The organism is Frankia sp. CoBUL1 (genome assembly GCF_978021245.1).
In genome coordinates this window covers 1-3,758 of sequence record NZ_CDXDOS010000294.1, presented here as the reverse complement: position 1 = coordinate 3,758, position 3,758 = coordinate 1, and the positions used below count along the sequence as shown (strand labels likewise).

General features: G+C 71.1%; 3 protein-coding genes and 1 pseudogene. 1 reads left to right on the top strand and 3 read right to left on the bottom strand.

From position 1 onward, the window contains the following. From AC08OX_RS15785 to AC08OX_RS15775, 3 genes and pseudogenes are all read right to left on the bottom strand, one after another. Window positions 1-986, bottom strand: a pseudogene (locus AC08OX_RS15785) (PP2C family protein-serine/threonine phosphatase); the annotation flags it as partial. A gap of 237 nt (window positions 987-1,223) precedes the next feature. Further along, window positions 1,224-1,967: a hemerythrin domain-containing protein gene (locus AC08OX_RS15780; RefSeq protein ID WP_476608512.1), complete on the bottom strand. Its 744-nt coding sequence runs from the start codon at window positions 1,965-1,967 to the stop codon at window positions 1,224-1,226. A gap of 204 nt (window positions 1,968-2,171) precedes the next feature. Next, window positions 2,172-2,885: a PhzF family phenazine biosynthesis protein gene (locus tag AC08OX_RS15775; RefSeq protein ID WP_476608511.1), complete on the bottom strand. Its 714-nt coding sequence runs from the start codon at window positions 2,883-2,885 to the stop codon at window positions 2,172-2,174. 224 nt (window positions 2,886-3,109) lie between these two features. Between AC08OX_RS15775 and AC08OX_RS15770 the strand changes: the two genes are divergently transcribed. After that, complete coding sequence (locus AC08OX_RS15770; protein WP_476608510.1) at window positions 3,110-3,718, top strand: hypothetical protein; 609 nt, start codon at window positions 3,110-3,112, stop codon at window positions 3,716-3,718. Window positions 3,719-3,758: the final 40 nt, after the last annotated feature.

The window sequence follows — 3,758 nt, the reverse complement described above, 5'->3', positions numbered from 1 at the left end:
CCAGCAGGCCGTCCGTGGCGAGCAGGAGCGCCCAGTGCGGCCCGAGCTCGATCCGCACCTCCTCGGAGAGGTCGTCGTCGACGATGCCAAGAGCCGGACCGACGACGTCGCCCGGCAGCGCCGACAGCCGCGGATGCAACAGCGCCGGCGGCGGATGGCCGGCCAGCCGCATCCGCGCCGAGGTCCGGTCGGGAGCGATCGCGAGGGTGCACACCGTCGCGAAGATCTCATCCTGTTCCCGCTCGCTCACCAGCACGCGTTGGAGATACCCGAGCCGGTCGGGTTCCGGAACACCGGCGAGGACCAACGTGCGCCACGCGATCCGCAGGCTCACCCCGAGCGCCGCCTCGTCCGGGCCGTGCCCGCAGACGTCGCCGAGCAGGACGTGGAGCGTGCCGTCCGCGGTGGACACCATGTCGTAGAAGTCCCCGCCGAGCAGGGACTGCTGCCGGCCGGGGCGGTACCGGGCGTCGTGATGTAACCGGCCGTCGTCGATGAGTGGCCGGGGTAACAGGCCGCGTTCGAGGCGGGCCCGCTCGTCCGCCAGCAGCTCCGACTCCCGCAGCGCCTGCGCGGCGGTGTCGGCCCGCTTGCGCTCAATCGCGTACCGGACGGCCCGGACCAGGTCCCGCCCGTCGACCTGACCCTTGACGAGATAGTCTTGCGCGCCCGCGGCGACCGCCTGCGCCCCCCCGGTACTCGTCAACCAGACCGGTGAGCACCACGACCGGCGCTCCCGCCTCGACCGTGAGCAACCGGCGTAGCGCCGACAGGCCCTCACTGTCCGGCAGCCCGAGATCCAGCAGCACGCACGCGACGTGCTCGCTGCGACGGGCGGCTTCGGCCACCGTGCGCACCCGGGTCAGCTCGACCGGAGCGAAGACCTCGTCGAGGAGCTCGGACACCAGATAGGCGTCGGCATCATCATCCTCGACCAACAGCACCGGCCAGATCACTTTTAGGGGATCAGCGTTCGGCGCCCGCATCGCGGTGCCCTCGGTTCCTGACACATCTCCTCGGCATTGCACGACACGAGGCCATACCGGCCCAACCCGGACTCGAAGCATGGCACGACCACGACGCCCGTGCGCATAGGAACGCCGAACCGGAGTGGACCGCGGCCAGGAAGACCGGTCAGGAAGACGGAGCGCGACGGGCTCCGGAAGACCGGGCGCAGGAAGACATGGTGGGCCTACGGAAACGACGGCAGTCGCAAGGACGGATCAATGAGCGGCGGTGCGGCTACCAGCGGCGGTGTCGCCCTGCGCGCCTTCCTTCCCTGACGGGGTCTCACCCGCAGCCGGCGCCGTGGGACGGCCCAGCAGGTACCAGCCCCACAGCCCGGCGGGCACCGGGGCCCGCCTCGGCGCGCCGGGCACCTCCCGGGCGTCCATCACATCGAGCAGGTGATCCCAGTAGCCCGTCAGGCGGGCCGCCAGGCTTCCACCGAACAGCCTGCTGTGCAGGAGGTGCGGATGCGGTCGGGTCGGAGCGTGGCGCATCGCGTCGGAGAAGCGGTCGAGGAGATCCCGGCGCTCGTCGTCGGACAGCTCGGCCATCAGCTCACGCAGAAGTTCGTCCTCCAGCGTCGCATGTTCGACCATCAACGCGGCCAGATCCCGGCGCAGGTTCGCGACCGGCTCCGCGGGCCGGTTGAGGTCCCCCTGGACGTACTGTTCAATGCCGCGCATCACCGAGGAGCAGCGCCGCGCCAAGCGGCCCAGGTCCGCCACCCGCGCCCGGCCGCCCACGACCCGGCGGGCCATCTCCGGGTAGACCACCGACTCCATCGCGCTCAGGTGCGCGGAGACGGCGGCCACGGCCGCGTCGCTGGCGTGCAGCGCCTGCCGCGGGTCGGTCGACGGACCATCCACGTCACTGTGGGCGCCGACGTCGCGCGAGAGCTCGATCAGACGGACGGCATCCTGATGCGCGGCCTCCACCAAGGTCACCAACGTCTCGGCCATGACCACCTCGCAGCCCATGGGCGGATACCCAGCGGAGAGCTACCAGGATCCAAAGCTACGCCTATCCGACCCGGTCCGCATCTCGGCAGCCACCACGCAGCCGTAACCCGGTACCCACAAAGGGTGCCAGTCGCTTCGCTCGGCACCTACACTCTCGGGCTTGGTCCCCGTGGTGTCCGGCTGTGGCCGCGCCGAACGCCACCGTCACCGGGCGAGGAACTCGTCGAGATCGGCGAGGAACCTCGTCTCGTCCTCGACCACCAGGCCGCCGACATCGGCGTGGCCGGGCGGACCCGGCTGCGCAAGGACAATCGAACCGGCGCCGTGCCGGATGGTGAGCCGCCGCCCGAGCATCGCGGCCAGTCGCATGGAAGCCGACCCGCAGGCCTCGTCCTCGGTGACGCCGTGCCTGCTGGCGAAGGCCCGGGCCCGCACGACCCCGCCCGGCTCATCCTCCCACGCCCAGAGCTGGGTCAGGTCCTCGGCAGGTGGACGGGGCAGGTCGAGCGCGTCGACCTGGCCCGGGTCCGCGAGCATCTCATGCCACCAGCAGGGCACGGCGGCCAGGGCGCCGCGGACCCAGACCCGGCCCTGCTCCTGCCAGCTGACCGCCTCGCCGCCGGCCGGGCGGAGGATCTCCGGATGGCCACCGAGCAGCCGACCCAACAGCCAGGCCGACCCCACCAAGGCGTGCCCCGCCATGGGCAGCTCCCCGGTGGGCGTGAAGGTGGCCAGCTCCGCCAACTCCGGGTTGTCGACGAAGACCGTGGCAGGGCAGCCCAGTCGGCGCGCGACGACGGACCGCTCCCGCGCGTCGGGCAGCAGCTTCGCGGCATCCAGCACCACGGCGAGCAGGCTGCCGCCGGCGCCCGTCTCGTCGGCGAACACCCGAAGCGTGCGTACCTCGATCCCGATCACTCGATCCTCCCTGTGACGTATCCCATGCGCCGGACGTGTGTCTCACCCTTCGTGCCGCACCACGCCGGCACAGTTGCCAGGCATCCGCGTCCACGGTGAAGCCCGGATCGCCTCCGGACGACCGGCACCGACTTGTCACCATGAAGGTTCACCAGTGGGGAAGGGCGTGGGAGATGCCGACAGGTGGACCTGGACATGGATCGGCGGCAGGGAAGAAGGCAGTGATGCGGGACGACGCGGTGCCGGGCGAAAGGGTACGCGACGAGACGGTACGCGAGACCCGGGGACGCGACGGTGATGGCGCGCGCCCGGACGGCGGCGACCACGGCAGCCAGCATCCCGTTCGGGAGGTGCTGGGGGACGCCCTGGAGCAGGCGTCGGCCAACGCCCATAAGCTCGCCGGCGCGCTGACCCGTCCGGTCTCCCTGGTCCGGGTGGGTCGCAAACGACGCCGTGCGCCCCGCTCCGAGCTACCGCGGACGCCGGACGGGCGCGTCATGGCCTGCGGCGTGTACAGCCATGGCCGGCGGGTCACCATGGACATCGACCAGGCCGACGCGCTGCGGTTGGCGCGGTCCGAACGCAACGGGTTCGCCTGGCTCGGCCTGTTCGAGCCGAGCTACGAGCAGCTCACCGCGATCGCCGAGGAGTACAGGCTGGACAAGCTCGCGGTGGAGGACGCGGTCACCGGCCACCAGCGCCCCAAGCTCGAGCAATACGAGAACCACCTGATTCATGGTGCTCAAGACGACCAGTTACGTGGAGCACACCCAGGTAACGGGCACCTCCGAGGTCAGGGCCGCGCAGAGATCACGCTACGCTGTGATCGGTGACGTGTTGTAAGCGTGCTGTGGGGTGACCCGGGGCGCCCTG

Excerpts from the sequence above, each read along its gene's own strand:
- AC08OX_RS15780 (WP_476608512.1), bottom strand. The coding sequence starts at position 1,967 with ATGGCCGAGACGTTGGTGACCTTGGTGGAGGCCGCGCATCAGGATGCC.
- AC08OX_RS15770 (WP_476608510.1), top strand. The coding sequence starts at position 3,110 with ATGCGGGACGACGCGGTGCCGGGCGAAAGGGTACGCGACGAGACGGTA.